This is a genomic window from Streptomyces sp. NRRL WC-3618, assembly GCF_001280005.1.
Lineage (GTDB): Bacteria > Actinomycetota > Actinomycetes > Streptomycetales > Streptomycetaceae > Streptomyces.
This window is the reverse complement of record NZ_LGDW01000201.1, coordinates 51,885-71,557: the sequence shown is the minus strand read 5'-3', so window position 1 is coordinate 71,557 and position 19,673 is coordinate 51,885. Positions and strand designations below refer to the sequence as shown.

19 protein-coding genes are annotated in these 19,673 nt (G+C 70.8%); 8 read left to right on the top strand and 11 right to left on the bottom strand.

Going from position 1 to position 19,673, the window contains the following annotated elements; genetic code table 11:
• Positions 1-3 precede the first annotated feature (3 nt).
• Positions 4-1,248 carry an acyltransferase domain-containing protein gene (locus tag ADL01_RS19410; RefSeq protein ID WP_053743278.1) on the top strand — a complete coding sequence of 415 codons (1,245 nt, stop codon included), beginning with the start codon at positions 4-6 and terminating at the stop codon, positions 1,246-1,248.
• Between the two features lie 19 nt (positions 1,249-1,267).
• Here ADL01_RS19410 and ADL01_RS19405 read toward each other — a convergent pair whose 3' ends face one another.
• The 4 genes from ADL01_RS19405 to ADL01_RS19390 form a co-directional block, all read right to left on the bottom strand.
• Positions 1,268-1,882, bottom strand: a complete 615-nt coding sequence (locus tag ADL01_RS19405) for a response regulator transcription factor (protein WP_053743277.1) — start codon at positions 1,880-1,882, stop codon at positions 1,268-1,270.
• Positions 1,883-1,923: 41 nt separating this feature from the next.
• Positions 1,924-3,021 carry a sensor histidine kinase gene (locus ADL01_RS19400; protein ID WP_234354717.1) on the bottom strand — a complete coding sequence of 366 codons (1,098 nt, stop codon included), beginning with the start codon at positions 3,019-3,021 and terminating at the stop codon, positions 1,924-1,926.
• Between the two features lie 261 nt (positions 3,022-3,282).
• Complete coding sequence (locus tag ADL01_RS19395) at positions 3,283-5,574, bottom strand: TOMM precursor leader peptide-binding protein (protein ID WP_234354716.1); 2,292 nt, start codon at positions 5,572-5,574, stop codon at positions 3,283-3,285.
• A complete protein-coding gene (locus ADL01_RS19390) occupies positions 5,571-5,876 on the bottom strand; it encodes a hypothetical protein (protein ID WP_053743276.1) in 306 nt (101 codons plus the stop codon). Before ADL01_RS19390 ends, ADL01_RS19395 begins: the two co-directional genes overlap by 4 nt.
• A gap of 258 nt (positions 5,877-6,134) precedes the next feature.
• Here ADL01_RS19390 and ADL01_RS19385 point away from each other — a divergent pair, with 258 nt between their 5' ends.
• The 6 genes from ADL01_RS19385 to ADL01_RS19360 all read left to right on the top strand — a co-directional run bounded on the left by ADL01_RS19385 (position 6,135) and on the right by ADL01_RS19360 (position 11,973).
• Entirely contained in the window at positions 6,135-6,929 is a 795-nt protein-coding gene (locus ADL01_RS19385; RefSeq protein ID WP_053743275.1) for an AfsR/SARP family transcriptional regulator, read from the top strand.
• Between the two features lie 90 nt (positions 6,930-7,019).
• Entirely contained in the window at positions 7,020-8,609 is a 1,590-nt protein-coding gene (locus ADL01_RS19380; RefSeq protein WP_053743274.1) for an acyl-CoA carboxylase subunit beta, read from the top strand.
• Between the two features lie 136 nt (positions 8,610-8,745).
• Positions 8,746-9,258 (top strand): 2-oxo-4-hydroxy-4-carboxy-5-ureidoimidazoline decarboxylase, encoded by a 513-nt coding sequence (gene uraD, locus ADL01_RS19375; RefSeq protein ID WP_053743273.1) that lies wholly within the window; start codon positions 8,746-8,748, stop codon positions 9,256-9,258.
• Positions 9,259-9,274: 16 nt separating this feature from the next.
• On the top strand, positions 9,275-9,658 hold the full coding sequence (gene uraH, locus ADL01_RS19370; protein WP_053743272.1) for a hydroxyisourate hydrolase: 384 nt from the start codon (positions 9,275-9,277) through the stop codon (positions 9,656-9,658).
• Between the two features lie 7 nt (positions 9,659-9,665).
• The gene (pucL, locus tag ADL01_RS19365; RefSeq protein WP_053743271.1) at positions 9,666-10,586 is read left to right on the top strand and encodes a factor-independent urate hydroxylase; all 921 of its coding nucleotides are present in this window, start codon (positions 9,666-9,668) and stop codon (positions 10,584-10,586) included.
• A 13-nt stretch (positions 10,587-10,599) separates the two neighbouring features.
• Complete coding sequence (locus ADL01_RS19360) at positions 10,600-11,973, top strand: 8-oxoguanine deaminase (RefSeq protein ID WP_053743270.1); 1,374 nt, start codon at positions 10,600-10,602, stop codon at positions 11,971-11,973.
• A 92-nt stretch (positions 11,974-12,065) separates the two neighbouring features.
• On the opposite strand, the gene ADL01_RS19355 is transcribed toward ADL01_RS19360, so the two are convergent.
• From ADL01_RS19355 to ADL01_RS19340, 4 genes are all read right to left on the bottom strand, one after another.
• Positions 12,066-12,488 carry an acyl-CoA thioesterase gene (locus tag ADL01_RS19355; RefSeq protein ID WP_053743269.1) on the bottom strand — a complete coding sequence of 141 codons (423 nt, stop codon included), beginning with the start codon at positions 12,486-12,488 and terminating at the stop codon, positions 12,066-12,068.
• 86 nt (positions 12,489-12,574) lie between these two features.
• Positions 12,575-13,219, bottom strand: a complete 645-nt coding sequence (locus ADL01_RS19350) for a hypothetical protein (RefSeq protein WP_053743268.1) — start codon at positions 13,217-13,219, stop codon at positions 12,575-12,577.
• A 76-nt stretch (positions 13,220-13,295) separates the two neighbouring features.
• Positions 13,296-13,841, bottom strand: coding sequence for an HAD domain-containing protein (locus ADL01_RS19345; protein ID WP_053743267.1), 546 nt, complete (start codon positions 13,839-13,841; stop codon positions 13,296-13,298).
• 48 nt (positions 13,842-13,889) lie between these two features.
• A complete protein-coding gene (locus tag ADL01_RS19340) occupies positions 13,890-15,098 on the bottom strand; it encodes a pyridoxal phosphate-dependent aminotransferase (protein ID WP_053743266.1) in 1,209 nt (402 codons plus the stop codon).
• An 87-nt stretch (positions 15,099-15,185) separates the two neighbouring features.
• Here ADL01_RS19340 and ADL01_RS19335 point away from each other — a divergent pair, with 87 nt between their 5' ends.
• Positions 15,186-15,830 carry a winged helix-turn-helix transcriptional regulator gene (locus tag ADL01_RS19335; RefSeq protein WP_053743265.1) on the top strand — a complete coding sequence of 215 codons (645 nt, stop codon included), beginning with the start codon at positions 15,186-15,188 and terminating at the stop codon, positions 15,828-15,830.
• A gap of 112 nt (positions 15,831-15,942) precedes the next feature.
• On the opposite strand, the gene ADL01_RS19330 is transcribed toward ADL01_RS19335, so the two are convergent.
• The 3 genes from ADL01_RS19330 to ADL01_RS19320 are packed head-to-tail and all read right to left on the bottom strand — an operon-like array spanning position 15,943 to position 19,606.
• Positions 15,943-16,746, bottom strand: a complete 804-nt coding sequence (locus ADL01_RS19330) for a hypothetical protein (RefSeq protein ID WP_053743288.1) — start codon at positions 16,744-16,746, stop codon at positions 15,943-15,945.
• Positions 16,747-16,778: 32 nt separating this feature from the next.
• Complete coding sequence (locus tag ADL01_RS19325; RefSeq protein ID WP_053743264.1) at positions 16,779-18,041, bottom strand: vWA domain-containing protein; 1,263 nt, start codon at positions 18,039-18,041, stop codon at positions 16,779-16,781.
• Between the two features lie 47 nt (positions 18,042-18,088).
• On the bottom strand, positions 18,089-19,606 hold the full coding sequence (locus ADL01_RS19320) for an IucA/IucC family protein (RefSeq protein ID WP_053743263.1): 1,518 nt from the start codon (positions 19,604-19,606) through the stop codon (positions 18,089-18,091).
• Positions 19,607-19,673 lie beyond the last annotated feature (67 nt).

Below are 19,673 nucleotides of genomic sequence, written 5' to 3'. Positions count from 1 at the left end.
GGTGTGAACCACGTACCGCACGACGAGCGGCGCGAACGGGAGTTCCTCACCTGGCTGACCCGGCGGATCTCGGACTACGCGCACCGGGAGGTCGGGCAGGAGGCCCTCCTGGTGGAGTGCGGACTCGACTCGGTGGCCCTGCTGAGCCTCTACGGGGACATCGAGGCGGAGTTCGGCTCGCTGATCGACCCCGAGGACATGTGGGTGTACCCCACGGTCCGGGAACTGGCCGGCCAGCTGGCGGTGCGCCGGGCCCGGGGGAGCCGGCGCGACCGGGTCCGGGTGGTGTTCGTGTTCGTGGGTCAGGGCTGCCAGTACCCGGGCATGGCCGAGGGCCTGTACCGCCATTCCGCGAGCTACCGGATCAGCCTGACCTGGGTCGATGAGGTGCTGCGGCCGTATCTGGGGCGCTCGGTGACAGAGCTGATCCTCAGTCAGGACCCCGGTATCGACCGGACGTCCCTGTCCCAGCCGGCCCTCTTCGCCGTCGAGTACGCCCTGGCGCGGACCCTGCTGGACGCGGGGGTGCGTCCGGTGGCCGTGCTCGGACACGGACTCGGGGAGTTCGCCGCGGCGACGGTCGCCGAGGCACTCACACCGGGGCACGCGGCTCAACTCGTCGCGCTGCGGGGCGCGTTCATGCAGCGCCTGCCGGACAGCGGCGGAATGCTGGCGACCTGTGCGGATCCGTACGAGGCGGCGGAGGTCGCCGCCTCCGAGCCGGGGGTGTCCATCGGCGCCGTCAACGCGGCCCGGGCCACCGTGCTCTCCGGCGATCTCGAAGGTCTGGCGCGGGTCAGCAACAGACTGGCGGACGCCGGTATCTCCAGCAGGCTTCTCCCGGTCGGGCACGCTTTCCACTCGCCGCGCATGGAGGCGGTGGTCCCCGGGTTCACGGCGGCGGCACGGCGCTTCCCCGACACCCGGCCGCGCGTCCCCTTCTACTCGACGGTGTACGGACGGCAGTTGGCGGAGCCGCTCGGCGCCGCGTACTGGGCCCGCCAGATCACCTCACCTGTCAGGTTCGCCGAGGCGGTCCGGCGGATGATCGCCCAGCGGGCCCCCACCCATGTGGTGGAGATCGGCCCGAGGGCCGTGCTGACCCCGCTGCTGCGCCGGATCGGCGGTGCGGACGGCCCGCGCTGCCTCGCGATGTGCGAGGGGCCACAGAGCAACGCGGTGGATCTGGCCGGAGTGCTCTCCGCGCTGAACGCCGGACCGCTCGCCGAGGAGACGCCGGAACTGTGACGCGGACCGGGGGACGGCGTCAGGGGATCCAGTCGGCCTCTTTGGCGATCCGTATGGCGTCGATCCGGTTGCGCGCGTTGAGCTTGGCGACGATGGCTGTGAGGTAGTTGCGCACGGTGCCCTTGGTCAGGAACAGGGCGGCGGCGATCTCGGCGGCGTCCGCGCCGCGGGAGGCGAGCTGGAGCACCTCTGCCTCGCGGGGCGAGAGGGGGCACTCCAGCGCTTCCCACGCGGAGAGGGCCAGCTGGGGATCGAAGACCCGTTCCCCCGCGGCCACCGCCCGGACCGCGTGGGCGAGCCGATAGGGCGGCGCGTCCTTGTGGAGGAAGCCGCGGACCTGGGCGCACAGGGCCCGGCGGACCATGCCCGGGCGGCCGAGGCTGGTGAGGATGAGAACGCGGCAGCTCGGCAGCCGGTCGTGCAGTTCGGTGGCGGCGGTGATCCCGTCCATTCCGGGCAGATCGATGTCGAGGACGGCCACATCGGGGCGCGTTCGCAGCGCGGTCTCCACGATGAGGTCACCGCGGTCCACGGAGGCGATCACCTGGAAGTCCGGTTCCAGTTCCAGCAGGGCGATCAGTGCTCCCCGGACCATGTGCACATCCTCGGCGAGCAGAATCTTCACCGACAGCATCGATTTCCCCTGATCAAGCGTGTCCCCGGGTGCAGTGGCGATTATGCGTCTCTCTCCGCGCCGGTGACCACTGGCGCGGGGGGAATCGGCCGGACGGGTACCTCTGCCATGAGCCTGAACCGGCCGTCGTCGTCCACGCCGGCCGTCAGCCGGCCGCCGACGGCGTCGAGCCGGGTGCGGAGATTCTCCAGGCCACTGCCGGCCGGAGCGTCGGACGGGCCTTTCTGGACCACCCCGTCGTTCACCAGGACGAGCCGTACGGTCGTGTCCTCGCGGACCGCCCGGATGTCGAACGACTGTGCCTTGCTGTGTCTCAGGACATTGGTGATCCCCTCCCGCAGCGTGGTGGCGAGCGCGGTGTCCACGGCTGGGTGCAGCCGACCGCAGGCGATGTCCATGGTGATCCGGATGTCCGCGGCGGCCATGACCGTCGCGGCCGACTCCGCTTCGTCCGCCAGTGACATCTCCCGGTAGCTCCGGGCCACCAGACGCGCGTCCGCCAGAGCCTGCCGGGACACGTTGAGCACCGAGGCCACCTCGTCGAGGGCGCGTCCGGGATGGGTCGGCACCAGACGGTGGATCAGTTCGCACTTCAGCGTGATCGCGGAGAGGCTGTAACCCAGCAGGTCGTGCACGTCCCTGGAGAACCGCAGCCGCTCCTGCGCGACCGCCATCCGCGCCAACTCGGCCCTGGCCGTGTGGACTTCGTGGACGAGGTCGGTCAGCCGGGTGAGTCCGTAGAGGACCAGGCCGGTGAGCAGGGTGGTGAGGGGTGCATAGATCTGGCTGATCAGGGGAAGACGCAGCGCTATGGCGTAGCCGCCGATCGAGGCCGCCAGCAGAGCGAAGAGGACCCAGGACACCGGGCGGGGCAGCATGAGCAGGATCGAGGCGCCGAGGATGCCGCCCATGCTGCCCCAGGTGATGCCGAACCAGACGAACGGCAGGAAGGTGAGGATCGCCTGGAGGGTGAGGGTGACGATCTTCCACCGCATGCGCCGCCGGCGGGTCCGTGGCGAAGTGTGCAGCAGTTGCAGTCCGGAGAGGGCCGTCACGCAGACCAGACACAGCGCCAGCTTGCCCGGGCTGGGTCTCGCCCACAGGACGTTGAGCAGGAGAACCGCCGCGTAACCACACAAGGTGGTTATGGTGATGATCTTGGAGACGTGGGTGGCCGGAATATCTCGTTCCGGGCGGGGTCTTCGTGTCCTGCCCCCGCGCCCCGTCGGCCCTAACCCCTCCAGTCCGTCCCCGGATCCCTCGAGCACATCGTCGCGCGGGAGTCCGGTTTCCGTATGACGAAAGGGGTCGAGCATGGAGTGCCTCCTCGTCAGACCGTTGGACTGGTGATCGAAATATACGGTGCCTGATCCATCAGAGGTTGGCCGAACGGCTATTAATTACGCGAATATGGGAACCGGGTTCAGGTCCTCGTAAGCGACCGGTTGCTCACGCAGACCGAGGCGAACCGGTACGTCGTACAGACGCCCCGGAGCGAACCTCGCCCAGTAGTGCCGCAACCCCGGCACCATCACCTTGACCACGGGCAGGCCCACGTCCGGCAGGGTCTGGTCGAGGACGAGGAGCTCCATCCCGTGTCGTGCCACCAGGGCGCTCGCCGCCTTGACGTCATCGAGCAGATCGGTGCGGAAAACCCGGGAGAAATGGGTGGGAGACCGCGGTGATTCGACGGAATCCGGCAGCAGGTATGGCTGATTCCTGACGGTCGCGCGAGTCCACCAGGACAGGATTTCCGGGTCGTCCACCCCGTACCCGGTGCCGTCCGCCCGCGCGCCGGCCGCGGGCGACAGCAGTTGTCCCATTTCGGTGACCGCCCGGCGCAGCGCGAGCCGGGGATCGAAATGCGCGCCGAAGCCGAACGCGATGTCCTCGGCCGGTTTGTCGGTGCGCCGGGACAGGGCCACGGTCACCGGGACACCCAGGTCCGAGGTGAGATCCAGCGCCCACATCTCGCGGTTCAGGCGCGCGTACGTCTCCCGCAGTTCGGCGAGCCAGGGCTCGTCGAAGGCGTCCAGGTCGAGAGCGGGCTGCCGGGTCCGGTTGTACCACCACAGGGCGACCGCGTCCCGCTCCACCAGTTCCAGGAATCCCTGGACGATCGCGTCCTCCAGGCTGCTTCCGGCGGCATTGCCGTTGGAGTCGGCCCACGGCAGGCCCTTGGGGCCGGAGTGGGAGAAGTAGAGCATCGACGTGGGCAGCAGACGCTGCCGGCCGGTGGTGAGCGAGTGGACGGGCGTCCACTCGACGGTGCGCCGGGGATCGAAGGGGGCGCACACCTGCTGGAACGCGGAGTGCGTGGCGTTCCATCGGGCGCGGTCGCGGAACTGCCGTTCGTGGAAGAGCTGGCAGGTGTTGGGGTGGACGGCCGTCTCGCCCAGCTCGTCGAGCGAACCCAGGACTACGGCTTCGTCGCCCTGCCGCGTTCCGCAGAAACGTTCCACCGCCTCGCAAAGGGCCCCGGCCTCCGCCTCCTCCGCCGTGACGCCCTTGCCGCCGCTCAGTTGCCGCAGTCCCCTGCGGACCTCGGTCGGCGTATGCCCGGCCAGGGCCAGATTGTGTCCGGAGAGATAACTGGTGACGCCCGTGGGGGCGTTCGGATCCGGGGTGATCTCCGCGACGATCCCGGTGACCGGATCGGCCAGGTGCCGGTGGCTGTCCAGCACCTGGCGGGGGGGCAGCGCACGGTGGTTCGAGCCGGTGTGCGCCGCCTTGGGGCGGGACACCAGCGGTGGCGGCCGGAACGCGCGCCGGGCCACGAGGGAGCTGTCCCCGCACACCGGGCACTGCGGCCGGCGGGCCACCGGGTGGTGCGCGGAGCGCAGCGTGCAGGTGTCCAGCGTGTACACGCTCTGTTCCTGGCCCTGGCGCACCCCCGCGATCCACTTGGCGGCCTCCAGTGCGGCTGCCTGGATGCCGAGGGCCCGGCCCGCGGCGAGCGAGGCGTCCGGTACCGGCAGTGGTCCGGTGAACCCCCCGGCGCGGCACACCGCTTCCTCGGCCGAGCGGTGGGTGCGCAGCCGGTGTGCCAGACAGGACCAGCAGGGGCCGTCCCCGGGCGAGAAGACCGGCCCCACCCACAGCTCCGGGCCGCAGGGCTTGGCCGGCAGCCACGGGCGGCCCGCGGCCCGCATCCGCAGGTCGACCTCGCCCAGCTCCGGTGCGAGGTAGTCGTCGCACAGGACGAGCGAGAGCCCCACGCCGGGACCGCCGTCGCCGTTGTCGTGGTCCACGACGGTCAGTCCCGTGGCCCGGCAGGCCTCGGCGGCGGCCGTCCGGTCGGCCCGCCCGACGCTGATCACCTCCACCGCCGTACGGGCGATGTTGGCGATGGCGGCGCTGCCGTCGCCGAGCAGATCCCAGTAGGCCGGGCCGGCGGCGTCCGCCGGCCCTCGTGTGACCCCTTCCCGGTAGCCGATGAGATCGGCCTTCGCCAGCTCACCCACCACCCGGCCGGCCTCCGGGGCCGGCATCCGGGACGCCGCCTCGCGCAGCAGGCCGGGCAGGGTGCGGGTGCCGTCCAGCAGCGGGGCGAGCGCGACGACCTGTGGGCCGTGCAGCACCTGCACACCGCGGGTGGAGAGCAGGTAGACGGCCTCGTCGCCGATCGACTGGACTCTCAGATGCCGTTTGAACCCCACGGTGGGGGCGTCGGCCGTCGGAGGCCGGTTCACCAGCGGGGCGCTGCCGCCGGGACCTTCGGCTCCTCGGGGTTGGGACCGGCGGTGGTCCAGGTCGGAATGGCCATGGCTCCCGCGGCGGACCGGCTCAGGTCCTCGATGACGACGGTCGCCCCGGCGGGCGCCGCCGCGGGGACGGACAGGCCGAACTCGGCGAGGACGAGGGCGGGACTGGTCTCGTAACGCTGGGCCAGTTCCGGCTCCAGGCCGCTGCGGGCGGTCAGTTCGGCGAAGCGGAGATCTTCCTCGACGGTGTCGACGGAGACGAGCGTGGGCCTCGCAAAGGTTGTGTCCATGACAATGTTCCTTTCCGTGGTGCGAGAGTCACATTCGGGGGTATTCGAGCGGATGCTCTCTGTCACTGCGGTGATTTTGAGCCGAGCGGGGCGGCCCAGGGGAGTGTGGGAGTCATGGGGTGACCATGAACTTTTCATGATTGTGTTCATGTGTTGCTCACTGGGCTGTCCCGGCCGCGGATGGGAGCCTGCCCTGCACCGAGCGAGGTTGCCCGGGTCAGGCTCTTGGGGATGCGACCTAAAAGGGGAGAGCGCGCTATGGAGATCAAGCTACTGGGACCACTCACCGCTCATGACCAGGGGGTCTCAGTCGTCCCCAGCGCGGCCAAGCCCCGGCAGATACTCGCCCTGCTCGCGCTGCAGGCAGAGCATGTCGTCACCGTCCCCACGCTGATGGCGGAGATCTGGGGGGAGCGGATTCCGCGCAGCGCGTCCACGACACTGCAGACGTACATCCTCCAACTGCGCCGCAAGATCGCGGCCACCCCCGCCGGGGAGGCCGCCCGTGGCGCGAAGGACATCCTGGTGACACAGTTCGGCGGTTATCTGCTGCGGGTGCAGCCGGGCCAGATCGATGTTCAGGAGTTCGAACAGCTGGTGGCGGACGGTCGATCGGCCTACGACGCCACGGACTACCGCACCGCCTCGCATCTGCTGGGCAAGGCTCTCGCCCTGTGGCAGGGCCCGGCCCTGGTGGACGTACGCACGGGCAGCATGCTCGAACTCGAGGTGCTGCGCCTGGAGGAGAACCGCATGGCCGCGCTGGAACGGCGGATCGACGCCGATCTGCGGCTGGGCCGGCATGCCGAAGTGGTCCCGGAGCTGAGGGTCCTGACCGCACGTCACCCGATGCACGAGCGGTTCTGCGCCCAGCTCATGCTGGCCCTGCACCGGTCGGGCGGGTCCTGGCGGGCGCTGGAGGCGTACCAGCGGCTGCGCGGCGCCCTGGTCTCGGAGCTCGGTCTGGAGCCGTCGGCGTCACTGCGCCAGCTCCACCACGCGGTGCTCTCCGGTGACACGGCGCTGGACCAGCGGACCGCGGGAGTCTACTGAGGTCCGCCGGTCCCGCCCGCCCGGCGGCGAGCCGGGCGCGCTCCACCCCGTCTTCAGCCCACTTTGAGGAGTGGTGACTATTTTCGGGCGATGACGACCTTCGACGAACTCCTGGCCGCGGCACCCCGGCCCGACCTGCGCCGGGCGACCGCCGGACTGAATCTGCTGAAGGAAGAGGTGAGCCGGGGCCCCGACCCGGATGCCACCCGCCGCCAGCACGCCAAGGGGAAACTCACCGTCCGGGAACGCCTCGACCTGTTCTTCGACCCGGACACCTTCACCGAGATCGAGCCGCTGCGCCGCCATCGCGCCACCGGCTTCGGCCTGGAGGACCGCAAGCCGCACGGCGACGGTGTGGTCATCGGCTGGGGTCAGGTGCACGGCCGTACCGTCTTCGCCTACGCCCACGACTTCCGTGTCTTCGGCGGCGCGCTGGGGGAGGCGCACGCCGCGAAGGTCCACAAGGTGATGGACCTCGCCCTCTCCGCCGGGGCGCCCCTGGTCGGCCTCAACGACGGTGCCGGAGCCCGCATCCAGGAGGGCGTCACCGCGCTGGCGGGGTACGGCGGGATCTTCCAGCGCAACACCCGGGCCTCGGGGGTCATCCCGCAGATCAGCGTCATGCTGGGCCCGTGCGCGGGCGGCGCCGCCTACTCCCCGGCGCTCACCGACTTCGTGTTCATGGTCCGCGGGACCTCGCAGATGTTCCTCACCGGACCCGACGTGGTGCAGGCGGTGACCGGCGAGGAGATCACCCACAACGGCCTCGGCGGCGCGGACGTGCACGCCGGGATCTCGGGCGTGGCCGGCTTCTCCTACGACGACGAGAGCGAGTGCCTCAAGGACGTCCGCTACCTGCTCTCGCTGCTGCCGCAGAACAACCGCGAACTGCCCCCGGCCGTCCACAGTACGGACCCCGCCGACCGGCGCACCGACGCCCTGACCTCCCTCGTCCCCGCCGACCCCGCCCAGGCGTACGACGTGCGCGCCGTCATCGGGGAGATCGTCGACGACGGCGAGTTCTTCGAGGTGCACGAGGCCTGGGCCCGCAACGTGGTGTGCGCCTTCGCGCGGCTCGGCGGGCAGGTGGTGGGCATCGTCGCCAACCAGCCCGCCGCACTGGCCGGGGTGCTGGACATCCACGGCTCGGAGAAGGCCGCGCGTCACGTCTCCATCTGCGACTCCTTCAACATCCCCCTGGTGACACTGGTGGACGTGCCGGGCTTCCTGCCGGGAGTGGACCAGGAGCACGGAGGGGTCATCCGGCATGGCGCGAAGCTGCTGCATGCGTACTGCAACGCCTCCGTCCCGCGCATCTCCCTCGTACTGCGTAAGGCGTACGGCGGTGCCTACATCGTGATGGACTCCCGCTCGATCGGGGCCGACCTGGCCTTCGCCTGGCCGACGAACGAGATCGCGGTCATGGGGGCGGAGGGGGCGGCCAACGTGGTCTTTCGCCGGGAGATCGCCGCTTCCGACGACCCGGCGGCCACCCGCGCCCGGCTCGTCGAGGAGTACCGGTCGGAGCTGATGCATCCGTACTACGCCGCCGAGCGAGGGCTCATAGACGACGTCATCGATCCCGGCGACACCCGCCGCACACTGATCCGCGCGCTGGCCATGCTGCACGGCAAGCACACCGTGCTGCCCGACCGGAAGCACGGCAACGTGCCGCTGTGAGACCGGGGCGCGCCTCCCGGCCGGAATTTTCAACAAAGTGTTGACGTCTTGTCTCCGGAGGGCGTTAGCTGGACGCAGCCAGCCCGGCGTGCGTCCAGCACGCTCCCCAGCACGCACAAGGCCACGGAGGCTTGCCGTGACGTCGAGTACGACCCCTGGCGGCCTCGCCCGGTTCAACGCCCTGGAGGACGCAGCGGCCCGCGCCGCCCTCCACGAGGCCTGCGCCTCGACGGCCTGGGGACGACACCTGCTCGCGAAACGCCCGTACGCCACCGCCGAGGACCTGTACGCGGCGAGCGACACCGCCATGGCGGAGCTGACCGCCGACGACCTCGCCGAGGCGATGGCCGGCCACCCCCCGATCGGCCGCCCCAGACCCGGTGACCCCGCCTCCGCCCGCGAACAGCGCGGTATGGCCGGCGCCTCCGAGGAACTGAAGGCGGAAATGCTCGAACTGAACCTCGCCTACCAGGAGCGGTTCGGCCATGTCTTCCTGATCTGCGCGACCGGCCGGACCGGCGAGCAGATGCGCGACGCCGTACGGGAACGGATCGGGAACACGCCGGAACGGGAGCGGGAGATCGTCCGCACCGAACTGGGGAAGATCAACCGTATCCGGCTCGGCAACCTCGTACAGGAAGAGCAGTGACAGACCAGTGACAGACATGAGCACCGGCGCCGTCGATCCCGGCGCCCTCGTCGCCTCCGTGTCCACGCACATCCTGGACACCAGCGTCGGCCGGCCCGCCGCGGGAGTCGCCGTCCGGCTCGCCGCGCGCACAGGGCGGGACGCGGACTGGCGGGCGCTCGGTGGCAGCGCGACCGATGCCGACGGGCGGTGCAAGGACCTGCCGGCGCTGCCGGCGGGCACCACCCACGTGCGGCTCGACTTCGAGGTCGGGCCCTACCTGGAGAAGAAGCAGGCCGGCGGTGCGGCAGGAGCGTTCTTCCCGGAGGTGGCGATCACGTTCGCCGTCGAAGCGGGCGAGCACTACCACGTACCGCTGCTGCTCAACCCGTTCGGCTACTCCGTATACCGAGGGAGCTAGCAGCACCATGACCCATTCAGGCAGCCAGGCCCGCCCCGTGTTCCTCGGGCAGAACCAGTACGGCAAGGCGGAGAACCGCGTCGTGCGCGTCACCCGCGACGGCGCCACCCATCACGTCAAGGATCTCAACGTCTCCGTGTCGCTCTCCGGCGACATGGACGAGGTCCATCTCTCCGGCTCGAACGCGAACGTCCTGCCGACGGACACCACCAAGAACACGGTGTACGCCTTCGCCAAGGAGCACGGCATCGACTCCGCCGAGCAGTTCGGCATCCATCTGGCCCGGCACTTCGTGACCAGTCAGGAGCCGATCAGGACGGCGCGCATCCGGATCGAGGAGTACTCCTGGGACCGGATCGAGACGGCCGGGGAGGGCGAGCACTCCTTCGTCCGGCAGGGCCAGGAGACCCGGCTGACCCAGATCACGTACGACGGCTCGTCGTGGGAGGTGGTCTCCGGGCTCAAGGACCTGGTCGTGATGAACACGACCGACTCCGAGTTCTGGGGCTACGTCAAGGACAAGTACACGACGCTCCCCGAGGCGTACGACCGCGTCCTGGCGACCCAGGTGTCCGCGCGCTGGCGCTTCAACTGGTCCGACGACGCACGGGAGACGCCGGACTGGGAGGAGTCCTACGCGGGCACCCGGGGACACCTGCTCTCGGCCTTCGCGGAGACCTACTCTCTCTCCCTCCAGCAGACCCTCTTCCAGATGGGCGCGCGGATCATCGAGCACCGCGACGAGATCGACGAGGTGCGGTTCGCCCTCCCCAACAAGCATCACTTCCTGGTGGATCTGAAGCCGTTCGGGCTGAAGAACGACAATGAGGTGTACTTCGCCGCCGACCGGCCGTACGGCCTGATCGAGGGCACGATCCTGCGGGACGGCGCCGAGGCGCGTATCCCCGCCGACCTCACCAACCTCTAAGGACTTCCCTGCGATGGTTCAGCGCATCGTCATCGAGAACTGCGCGGTCGCGACCGTGGACGCCGCCGACACCGAGTACGCGTCCGGGCATGTGGTGATCGCCGGCAACCGCATCGAGTCGGTCGGACCGGGCAGCGCCCCCGAGGGCCTCGCGGACGTTGTCCGGCGTATCGACGCGAGCGGGCACCTCGTCACCCCCGGCCTGGTCAACACGCACCACCACTACTACCAGTGGATCACCCGGGGCCTGGCCACCGACCACAACCTCTTCGACTGGCTGGTGGCGCTCTACCCGACGTGGGCGCGCATCGACGAGCAGATGGTGCGGGCGGCGGCGCAGGGCTCGCTGGCCATGATGGCCCGTGGCGGAGTCACGACCGCCATGGACCACCACTACGTCTTCCCGAAGGGCTCCGGCGACCTGTCCGGCGCGATCATCGGTGCGGCCCGCGAGATGGGCGTCCGCTTCACCCTCGCCCGCGGCTCGATGGACCGCAGCGAGAAGGACGGCGGCCTGCCCCCGGACTTCGCCGTCGAGACCCTGGAGGGCGCCCTCGCCGCCACCGAGGCCACGGTCGACGAGCACCACGACCCCTCCTTCGACGCCATGACCCAGGTCGCGGTCGCCCCCTGCTCACCGTTCTCCGTCTCCACCGAACTGCTGCGCGAGGGAGCGGAGTTGGCGCGACGCAAGGGGGTGCGGCTGCACACGCACGGCTCGGAGACCGTCGAGGAGGAACAGTTCTGCAAGGAACTCTTCGGCATGGGCCCCACCGACTACTTCGAGTCCACGGGCTGGCTCGGCGAGGACGTGTGGATGGCGCACTGCGTCCACATGAACGACTCGGACATTGCCGCCTTCGCCCGTACGAGGACGGGTGTGGCCCACTGCCCGTCCTCCAACGCCCGGCTGGCGGCGGGCATCGCGCGTGTCCCCGACATGCTCGCGGCCGGTGTCCCGGTCGGCCTCGGCGTCGACGGCACCGCGTCCAACGAGTCCGGCGAACTCCACACCGAACTGCGCAACGCCCTCCTCATCAACCGCCTCGGCGCCCACCGGGAAGCGGCTCTGAACGCCCGGCAGGCCCTGCGCCTCGGCACCTACGGCGGTGCCCAGGTCCTGGGCCGGGCAGCGGAGACGGGGTCACTGGAGCCGGGCAAGCTCGCCGACCTGGTCCTGTGGAACCTGGACACCCTGGCCCACGCGTCGATCGCCGACCCGGTCACCGCCCTTGTCTTCGGCGCGGCGGCCCCGGTCACCGCGTCCTTCGTGAACGGCGAACAGATCGTCGAGAACGGGCGGTTGCTGCACGTCGACGAGGACGAGATCGCCCGTACGACGCGTGCGGAGGCCCGCCGGCTGGCGGCGATCGCGGCGCGCGCCTGAAAAACCTCGGGCGGACGGACCGCCCTGCCGTCACGGCCGTAGGCGGCGCGGGCGACGGCGGGGCAGGTTTGCGTGTGTTGGGGAGGCACTGGTCACAGCCCCAACAACCGCGGCTCCGACGCCATCGCGCGGAGGTACTCCTTCGGGTCCGCGACGAGCTTGCGTGCCGTGAGGTCCATCAGCCCGCCGACCGCCGTGATCTCGGCGGCCACCGTGCCGTCGGCCTTGCGGATCGTCTGCCGGATACGGAACGTCTTGCCCTCGCCCCAGACGAAGTCGCACGTCACCTCGACCTCGTCGCCCGCGCGCAGCTCCCGCTGGAAGCGGATGGTGGTCTCCAGGGCCACCGGACCCACCCCCCTGGACGTCAGCTCCGCCTGGCTGATCCCGGCGGCGTGGAGCGACGACCAGCGGGCGTGCTCCGCGTAGTTGAGGTACACGCTCTGGTTGAGGTGCCCCTGGACATCGGTCTCGTACCCGCGCACGGTCACCGGGACGGAAAACGGTTCGGCCACGACTTCCCCTTCACGACGGCTCGACGTGGACGCAAGCGTACTGAGCGGTCGCTCACGGCCGTCAACTGCCGTGGTTCACCGGGCAGTTACGTCCGCCGGGGCGACGCCAGCAGATAGCGGGCGCCCGTACGCGGCTCGGTGTGCTCGCCGACCTGCCACCCCGCCTTCTCCAGGGTGGCCGCGCAGGCCCGCAGCGCGCCGGCGTCGGGTTCGCGCACGGCGACGGCCTCCGGCTGCGGAGTCGCCCGCACCCGGTAGCCGGCGCCGGTACCCCCGTCCGCCGGGCGGTGGCCGGCCGCCTCCAGCGCAAGCGCGGCGGCCCGCACCAGATGCGTACGCTCCCAGCCGCACGGACGGTCCACGGCCTCGTCCGTGTTGGTCATCCGGCGCAGCTCCAGCAGCCCCTGCCAGGCACTGTGTACCTCGCGCGTCCGGGCGGGCCCGGCGGCCGGTATCTCCTCCTCGCCGCCGACGCGCGCGGCGAACACTCCACCGTCCCCGGAGGCAGAGGCGGCCTCGGCGGCGGCCGGTGCGGCAGAGGGCTCCGCCTCCTCCCGGACGCGATGGCCGGCGGGCGTCAGGAAGTGGTCGTGCGGTGGCCTGGGGTGCCGGAAGGCGAGCCCGCGTTTCACCAGCGCGGCGAGCTGGAATTCCGTACCCCGCAGTCGTCCGGTGACGGGTTCGGCGGCGTCGATGACACGTCGCTGGGCGGCGGTCGGTGGGCGTGTCATGACGTACTCCTTCCCGGTCGTCGGCTGACGAGGTCGGCTGCTGGATGTCGCCCGCTGGAGCCGACCTCTTCGAAGACTACGACCCGGGACTGACATCGCGAGCCCAGCGCTCCAGCTCGGCGAACTCGCGCTCCCCGAGACCCTGGCGCGGGTCGATCCGCAGCAGCATTGCCCGCCCGGCGTGGTGTTCGGCCACGTGGCGGACGTCGAGCTCGGTGATCAGGTCGTCGACCCAGACGAACGGGCGACCGGCGGCCCACTCCACCACGCGCCGGGTCTTCCAGTACAGGCCGTCGGGGTCCTCGGCGAACAGGTTGGTGAACTCGATCACCGGGAGGGCCGTCGGCAGGCCGATCACCGGGCCGATCATCTCGTTCGCCTCGTGCATCCAGGTCGTGGCCCACGCCAGGTCGTACGGCAGGGCGAGCAGCCGGGCGCCGTGTCCCGGGTGCAGCCGGATCCGCAGGCCCCGCCGGAGCCGGCGCGAGCCCGGTTTCTGTCGTGCGGACCAGTTGGACGGGTGTACGCGGCGGGTCACGTACCCCCGGTGGCGCAGCAGCCGGGCGCGGAACGGGTTGAGGGGGCCGTCGACATCGAGGAGCAGCAGGGGTCGGTCCGTCATGGGGAGGGGGTACCCATGACGGACGCGGGTCGACCGCCCCGGTCGGCGCTACTGCCGATAACCGCTCAGGAACCGCCCGATCCGGCTGATCGCGACCTCCAGGTCGTCCGCGTACGGGAGGGTGAGGATGCGGAAGTGGTCGGGGGAAGGCCAGTTGAAGCCCGTGCCCTGGACGACCTGGATCTTCTCCTGGAGGAGCAGGTCAAGGACGAACTTCTCGTCGTCGTGGATCTTGTGGACGGCCGGGTCGAGGCGCGGGAACGCGTACAGCGCGCCCTTCGGCTTGACGCACGAGACGCCCGGGATCTCGTTGAGGCGTTCCCAGGCGCGGTCGCGCTGTTCGCGCAACCGGCCGCCGGGGGCGGTGAGTTCATGGATGGACTGCCGGCCGCCGAGCGCCGCCTGAATGGCGTACTGCGCGGGCGCGTTGGGGCACAGGCGCATCGAGGCCAGCATCGTCAGGCCCTCGAGGTAGCTGCGCGCGTGCTGCTTGGGACCGGTCACCACCAGCCAGCCCGAGCGGAAGCCGGCCACCCGGTACGTCTTCGACAGGCCGCAGAAGGTCAGGACGACCAGGTCGGGGGCGAGCGCGGCGGCCGAGTGGTGCACCTCGTCGTCGTACAGGATCTGGTCGTAGATCTCGTCGGCGAAGACCATCAGGCCGTGGCGGCGGGCCAGGTCGAGGATGCCCTCGATGATCTCCTTCGGATAGACCGCTCCGGTGGGGTTGTTCGGGTTGATGATGACCACGGCCCGGGTGCGGTCGGTGATCTTCGCGGCCATGTCGTCCAGGTCCGGGTACCAGTCGGCCTGTTCGTCGCAGAGGTAGTGGACCGCCTTGCCGCCCGCGAGGGTCGTGACGGCCGTCCAGAGGGGGAAGTCCGGGGCGGGGATGAGGATTTCGTCGCCGTCCTCGATCAGCGCCTGTACGGCCATCGAGACGAGTTCCGAGACGCCGTTGCCGAGGAAGACGTCGTCGACGTCGACCTCGAGGCCGCGGTCCTGGTAGCGCTGGGCGACGGCTCGGCGGGCGGAGAGGATGCCGCGCGAGTCCGTGTAGCCGTGGGCCTGCGGCAGCATGCGGATCATGTCCTGGAGGATCTCCGGCGGTGCCTCGAAGCCGAAGAGCGCGGGGTTGCCGGTGTTGAGGCGCAGGACGCTGTGGCCCGCCTCCTCCAGTGCGTTGGCGTGCTCGATGACCGGTCCGCGGATCTCGTAACAGACCTCGCTGAGCTTGCTCGACTGCCGGAACTCCATGCGCTTACGCCCCTCCGGTTCGTGGTGTTGCTTGGTTTTACCAAGTATCAGCTTGGAAAGTCCAACAACATGTCTACACTGCGTCGCATGTCACCTCGCCGAAGCTACGACCAGTACTGTTCCGTCGCTCGCGCCCTCGATGCCGTCGGCGACCGCTGGAGCCTCCTGATCGTCCGGGAGCTGCTGGCCGGTCCGCGCCGCTACACCGACCTGCACGCGGATCTCCCGGGCGTCAGCACGGACGTACTGGCCTCGCGGCTCAAGGACATGGAGCGAGACGGCCTCGCGACCCGGCGCCGGCTGCCCCCGCCGGGCGCCGCGTACGTGTACGAACTCACTGGCCGGGGGCGGCAGTTGCTGCCCGTTCTCCAGGCGCTGGGGGAGTGGGGCGCACCCGAGCTCGGCGAACGCCGGGCCACGGACGCCGTACGGGCACACTGGTTCGCGCTGCCGCTGCTGCGCGGGCTGGACGCGGTGGACGGGGTGAGCGGCGGGGGGCTGGTCGAAGTCCGGCTGGAGGAGGGCGAGTTCCATCTGTACGTCGGTGCCGAGGACGTCCCGGTGTACGGGGCCGGGCCCGCTCCCGGGGAGCCAGACGCCCGGCTGTCGATGGACACCGGGACGTGCGCGGCGGTAGGCCGGGGAGACCTGAGCGTGCTCGACGCCGTACGGGACGGGCGTGTCGAGGTCACCGGCGAGGGGACGCTCGCCAAGGCCCTGCGTGAGGCGTGAGGAGTGTGGCGTGCGGGGTGAGGCCGGACCGAGGTCCGGGAACGGGACATGCCCGCCGCGCGACCTTACGCGGCAGGCATGTTGACGGGCCGTCAGATCTGTCAGGTACTTCTCAGGCGCCCGGCGAAACCTGCCTGGGCCGGCCCGAGCCGCGCGTCAGGGCGTAGCCGCCGACGCCCGCCAGGGCGGCCAGCGCGCCGCCGATCGCCGTCCAGACCCAGCGGTCGGACCACCAGCCGGAGGACCAGCCGTCGTCGGGCTCGATGCTCGACAGCACTGCGGACGTCTTCGAACTGTCCTCGGTGGCCTTGGACTTGACGGCGATCCCGGGAACCAGCGGCTCGGCCAGCGAGCCGTCCACGGCCGCCGCACCGCCGATGTCCTTGGAATCGACCCGGACCTCGGCGCCGACCGGAAGGCCGAGGTCGGAGGTCGGGAGGTTCACGGCCGTCAGCCGGACGTAGTACGTGCCCGGCAGCGGGTCGTTGGCCCATGGCTCCGACCAGGCACGGACCGTGCGCAGGACGCACGCCAGCTCCACGGTCGCGGTGCCCGAGGCGGCGGTGCGCGTCTGCGCGCCGTACTGGCAGGCCTGGCGGCGCCGCAGACCGTCGTACACGTCGAGCTGCCACACCTCGGACGCGTGCGTGTCCGGCAGCTTCACCGTCGCCTTGACGGTGGGGCGCTGACCGGCGTCGGCGGGGAACGACCAGTACAGGTAGTCGCCCGCCGAGCCGCTCGCGGTGGCCTGCTGGCCCTGGTCGAACTCCGTCGCCGTACGGAACGACGTGCCCGCCGAGGTGGGGGCCGCGCTGCCGTCCGAGGGGCTCGCGGAGGGCGAGGCGTCGGCGACGGCCGGGGCCGCGGCCAGGCCGAGCAGCAGCACGGCCGATCCCAGCACACGGGTACCGCTCATCAGCTGGTCCTTGAAAGCTCGCGTCACTCGCATCAGTTGGTCCTCCACACAGCGACCCGCCACCGCGAGATCCAGCCCCACAGGACACCCGTGAGGAAGCCGAACAGGACGAGTGCGCCCAGCAGCCACCAGCCACGGCCGAGGCCGAAGGAGGCCACGTCGCTCGCCTGGCTCGGGCCGTCGACGAGGTCGACGGTCAGTTCGAGCGGCAGACCGGGCGTGGACCGCACACCACTGGCCGCCGAGAAGGAGTTGGTGACCTGGAGGCACACCGTCTCGGCCGTCGACTCGTCGTCGTCGGTCTCCGCCTTCGGATAGCGCAGGCCCGTCGAGATGACATCGGTACGCCCGGTGCCGTTGCCCTCGCCGCGGACGATCTCGCGGCCGTGTGTGGTCACCGCCCGCAGCAGCACCCCGTAGTCGGGGTTGACGGCACGGTCGGCCGACACGCTCACCGAGGCGCGCAGTTCCTGCCCCGGCTCGACGTCGACGCGGTACCAGCGCTGTCGGCCGAACTCCTCGCGGTCCGTGTACAGACCGGACTTCACCGCCGGGGCGTTCGTGCATCCGGCCGCGCCCTCCACGGCCACCGGCGTCACCACCGGGTCGGCGGCCCGGACGACCAACTGGTTGACCTTGTCGGTGAGTTCGTCGGTGTGCTCGACCGAGGTGTACGTTCCGCCGGTCGCCTCCGCGATACAGCTGAGCTGCTGGCGCATCTTGGTGTTCGGGACCAGGCCGAGGGTGTCGATGGTGAGGCCGATGCCCTTGGCCGCGATCTCCCGGGCCACCTCGCACGGGTCGAGCGGGGCGCAGGTGTCCTCGCCGTCGCTGATCAGCACGATGCGCTTGGTGCCCTCACCGCCGTCGAGGTCGGCGGCGGCCTTCAGCAGCGCGGGGCCGATCGGCGTCCAGCCGGTGGGCGTGAGTGTCGCGACCGCCGTCTTGGCCTCGACGCGGTCGAGCGGGCCCACCGGGTAGAGCTGCGCGGTGTCCTTGCAGCCCTCCTTGCGGTCGTCGCCGGGGTAGTTGGCGCCCAGTGTGCGGATGCCGAGCCGGACCTCCTCGGGGGTCGCGTCCAACACCTCGTTGAACGCCTTCTTCGCCGCGGCCATCCGCGACTGGCCGTCTATGTCCCGTGCCCGCATCGAACCGCTGACGTCGAGGACCAGGTTGACCTTTGGCGCGAGTGCGGTGGTTTCGTCGGCGACGGCTTCGGCCGGGACCGCGATCCCGGCCGCCAGGGCGGCGAACAGGGCGCAGGCGCCCGCCGCCAGCCGTTGTCTTGTGATCATCGATGGATCCTATTGACCCGTGGCGACCCGCTTCAAAACGGGTCCTGTCAACTTCCTCCCCGCTTCACCTCTCCCAAGGGGTTGGGCAGTTGGGTCCACAGGTCCCCGGGTGTCCCCGGCGACAGCCGCATCAGGGTCAACGCCTTGGTCGGCAAGGGCTGTTCGAGCAGCGCGCGGAGATCCGGCGTACGCGGCAGCCCGCGTACCGCGGTCTCCAGCGCAGCCCGCAGCGCTGCCTCGGAGCCGGCGGTCGCCCCCAGTGCTCCCGCCACCAGTGATCCGAACAGCTTGCCGCGCAGGGTGGGTTCGTCGTCGGTGACGATCCGTCCGGACAGCTTCGGCGGCCGGATGCCGTGCCGGGCGAGCCGGGCCGGGCTGACGCGGATGTCGGCGAGGTCGCGGTAGACCAGCCGCCGGGGGTCCCCGGTCGCCGACAGCACGACGAGGAGGTTCTGGCCGTGTGCCTCCAGGGCGACACCCAGATCGAGCAGACGCAGCCCGACGGTGAGCGTGAGACGCGTGAACTCGGCCAGCCAGGAGGGAGATCGGGGCAGTTCCGTGGCGGAGAGGGCCCCGACGGGAACGACGTACTCGCCCGACTCCGAGTCCGCGTACAGATCCGGCGGCTCCCTCAGCACCGCCGCCAGATCGGGAGAGTCGGCGGTGACCGCGCCGAGGGTGCGGGTGATGTGCAGCAGGCCGTCGAGACGCGCGGCCATCGACTCCATGAACGCCGACACGGTCGCCGCCGTCTCGATCGAGTACGGGGAGATGTCCCGTACCGAGGAGGTGAGCCGCGCGCTCAACGCCGTCTTGAGATGCGGTCCGCCGTCCGGCAGGGCGAGGCTGCGCAGCGACATCAGAGGATGCGCCGACAACCCCCCGCTGCTGGGGAGCCGGAGCACGTGTTCCGCCTGCCAGGGATGCACCGGGATCAGCGGACGCCCTCCGTCCCGCAGCCACGCGGGCCACTCGCCCCGCACGGCACGCTCGTCCCCCGCCACGAGCGCCAGCTCCACGACCGGGCGGTGCTCGGGCCCGTACGCCAGCTGCTCGGCCACCGAGAACCCGGGCCGGGAACGGCAGTTGGGGTGGAAGGGGTGCCCGTCGACGACCCGCTGCTCCCACTCCCACCCGGTGACCGGGGCCCGATCGGCACTGTCCTGGTTCGCGCGCGACAGCGCCAACGAGGCCACACTGTGGCCGAGTTCGGCCGCGAGAGCGGGACCGTGCGGGACGGCCAGCTCCGTCATCAGCAGCGCCGGTTCGTCGTACGACACCGTCCCGAACCGGGTCCCGAGCCGTACGGCGGTGACGCGGCCGTCGACGGCGTACGGATCGGCGTACGGGCCCTCCAGCCGGCGTCCGTCCGCCAGCAGGAGATCGGCGCCGAGCTCACGGCGGACGATCCACGGCAGTGGCTCGTGGACGAGCGCCCGCCACAACCGGGTCAGGACGGCGGCCCGCGCGCCGGGCAGCTCGGCCGCGTAGCGCGCGGCGAGGTCGGGGCGCACGGCGGCCAGTTCGTCGGCGACCTCGGCCTCTGCGCTGACGGGACGGTACACGGCGGGCTCCTCGGGTGCGGGTTTGGCTGCGGGTATGTGCTGGTGAGCGGGTGTGGACGACGACAGA

What these genes read in the sequence shown, in the direction of transcription:
- ADL01_RS19405 (WP_053743277.1), bottom strand. Translation starts at nt 1,882, where the DNA reads ATGCTGTCGGTGAAGATTCTGCTCGCCGAGGATGTGCACATGGTCCGG.
- ADL01_RS19390 (WP_053743276.1), bottom strand. Translation starts at nt 5,876, where the DNA reads ATGGACACAACCTTTGCGAGGCCCACGCTCGTCTCCGTCGACACCGTC.
- ADL01_RS19385 (WP_053743275.1), top strand. Translation starts at nt 6,135, where the DNA reads ATGGAGATCAAGCTACTGGGACCACTCACCGCTCATGACCAGGGGGTC.
- ADL01_RS19380 (WP_053743274.1), top strand. Translation starts at nt 7,020, where the DNA reads ATGACGACCTTCGACGAACTCCTGGCCGCGGCACCCCGGCCCGACCTG.
- uraH (WP_053743272.1), top strand. Translation starts at nt 9,275, where the DNA reads ATGAGCACCGGCGCCGTCGATCCCGGCGCCCTCGTCGCCTCCGTGTCC.
- pucL (WP_053743271.1), top strand. Translation starts at nt 9,666, where the DNA reads ATGACCCATTCAGGCAGCCAGGCCCGCCCCGTGTTCCTCGGGCAGAAC.
- ADL01_RS19360 (WP_053743270.1), top strand. Translation starts at nt 10,600, where the DNA reads ATGGTTCAGCGCATCGTCATCGAGAACTGCGCGGTCGCGACCGTGGAC.
- ADL01_RS19350 (WP_053743268.1), bottom strand. Translation starts at nt 13,219, where the DNA reads ATGACACGCCCACCGACCGCCGCCCAGCGACGTGTCATCGACGCCGCC.
- ADL01_RS19345 (WP_053743267.1), bottom strand. Translation starts at nt 13,841, where the DNA reads ATGACGGACCGACCCCTGCTGCTCCTCGATGTCGACGGCCCCCTCAAC.
- ADL01_RS19340 (WP_053743266.1), bottom strand. Translation starts at nt 15,098, where the DNA reads ATGGAGTTCCGGCAGTCGAGCAAGCTCAGCGAGGTCTGTTACGAGATC.
- ADL01_RS19335 (WP_053743265.1), top strand. Translation starts at nt 15,186, where the DNA reads ATGTCACCTCGCCGAAGCTACGACCAGTACTGTTCCGTCGCTCGCGCC.
- ADL01_RS19330 (WP_053743288.1), bottom strand. Translation starts at nt 16,746, where the DNA reads ATGAGCGGTACCCGTGTGCTGGGATCGGCCGTGCTGCTGCTCGGCCTG.
- ADL01_RS19325 (WP_053743264.1), bottom strand. Translation starts at nt 18,041, where the DNA reads ATGATCACAAGACAACGGCTGGCGGCGGGCGCCTGCGCCCTGTTCGCC.